Origin of the sequence: Cellulomonas septica, assembly GCF_012396155.1 — a bacterium.
GTDB classification, from domain to species: domain Bacteria; phylum Actinomycetota; class Actinomycetes; order Actinomycetales; family Cellulomonadaceae; genus Cellulomonas; species Cellulomonas septica.
On sequence record NZ_JAAXOY010000724.1, the window covers coordinates 1 to 1,676 of the forward strand.

General features: G+C 75.2%; 2 protein-coding genes. Both read right to left on the minus strand.

Annotated elements, in window-relative coordinates:
• Positions 1–137 precede the first annotated feature (137 nt).
• Positions 138–938 (minus strand): NUDIX hydrolase, encoded by an 801-nt coding sequence (locus HGA02_RS18580; RefSeq protein WP_343035610.1) that lies wholly within the window; start codon positions 936–938, stop codon positions 138–140.
• Complete coding sequence (locus HGA02_RS20585; RefSeq protein WP_210728799.1) at positions 935–1,537, minus strand: isochorismatase family protein; 603 nt, start codon at positions 1,535–1,537, stop codon at positions 935–937. The genes HGA02_RS18580 and HGA02_RS20585 overlap by 4 nt, the downstream gene beginning before the upstream one ends.
• Positions 1,538–1,676: the final 139 nt, after the last annotated feature.

A 1,676-nucleotide genomic window follows, 5' to 3' on the forward strand; every position in this document is an offset into this window, starting at 1 on the left:
GAGGGCGAGCAGGCCGAGCAGGGCGAGCGAGCCGAGCATGACCCACCACGGGTGCCGCTGGACGCGTCCCGCGAGCCGCGAGAAGGCGCCGTCCTCGGTCTCGACGTCGGCGGTGCGCCGCAGGGTCGCCGGGCTGGTCATCGGGGTCCTCCGGTGGTCGCGGTGGTCTTGGCGCGGGCACCGTCGGGGCGCAGCATCGGCGGTTGCAGCGCGGCGGTGCCGGTCGGGCGATACACGGCGGCGCGACGGCCGCCCGTCGGGCGCGGGTCGGTGTCCTCGTCCTTCGCGGCGAGCGAGCCCGTCTCGGCCTTGCGGCGGAAGTTGCCGGGGTCCAGCCGGACGCCCCACACCGTCTCGTAGACGTGCCGGAGCTCGGACAGCGTGAACGGCGTCTCGACGAACGCGGTCGCGAGGGTCGTGTACTCGAGCTTCGCGGCGACGCGGTCGACCGCGTCGGTGAGGATCTGCGCGTGGTCGAAGGCCAGGTCGGGCGCGTCCGCCGGGTCGCCCGTGAGCGTCAGGCCGGGCAGGAACAGGTCGTCGACGTCCCACCAGTGCGCGGCGGCGGCGTCGGACCCGGCCCGCGGGTCGGGCAGGTTCGGCGCGAACGCGACGTGCGCCACGGACACGACCCGCATGCGGGGGTCGCGGTCGGGCGCCGAGTAGGTCGCGAGCTGCTCGAGGTGCCCGTCGAACCGCTCGAGCCCCGTCTCCTCGGCGAGCTCGCGCCACGCGGCCGTCGTCGCGTCCTCGTCGATGCCGACGAACCCGCCCGGCAGCGCCCACGCGCCCGCGTACGGGTCGTCGGCGCGCTGGACGAGCAGGACCTTCAGGTGCCCGTCACGGATCGTGAAGATCGCCAGGTCGACGGTCACCGCGAAGGGCGGGTAGTCGCGGGCGTCGTACCCGTCGGGTGCCTTCGCCTCCGCCCCGCTCACCGCGACTCCTCCAGCCGCACGCCGCGCCCGGTCAGCTCGGTCAGGGCCTTGATCGCGGTCGGCGCCGACACCGCGGCCGTCAGGTCCGTCAGCACCGTGACGACCGTCGCGGCGCGGCGGCGGGCGTCGATCGCGGTCGACGCGACGCAGAAGTCCGTCGCGATCCCGACGACGTCGACGTGCGCGACGTTGCGTGCGAGGAGCAGGTCGGCCAGCCGCCCGAGCCCGTCCGGGGCGTCGACCACGCGGCCCTGGAAACCCGAGTAGTCCTGCCGCGACTCGCCCTTGACGACGTGCACGGTCCGCTCCGGGAGCACGAGGTTCGGGTGGTACTCGGCACCCGGCGTCCCCGCGACGCAGTGCACGGGCCACGTCGTCACGTAGTCGGGCGCCTCGCCGTCGGCGGCGAAGTGGCCGTCGTTCGTGTCGGGCAGCGGTGCGTGCCAGTCGCGCGTCGCGACGATCGTGTCGTACTCGGCGCCGTGCCGCTTCACGTGGTCGGTGATCCGGGCGGCGACCTCGGCCCCGCCTGCGACGGCGAGCGCGCCGCCCTCGCAGAAGTCGTTCTGGACGTCGACGACGATGAGGGCGCTCTTCATGCTGCGGTCCTTCCCAGGAGCGGCGTCGCGGTGCGGCGCCAGGTGACCCGCCCGCGCGGGCGGCGCGTGACGGTGGTGGAGGTACGGGGGTCGAGGGCGGGGTGCGGGGTCACGCGGCGCTCCCGGCGAGGTCGGCGGC

What these genes read in the sequence shown, in the direction of transcription:
- HGA02_RS20585 (WP_210728799.1), bottom strand. Translation starts at nt 1,537, where the DNA reads ATGAAGAGCGCCCTCATCGTCGTCGACGTCCAGAACGACTTCTGCGAG.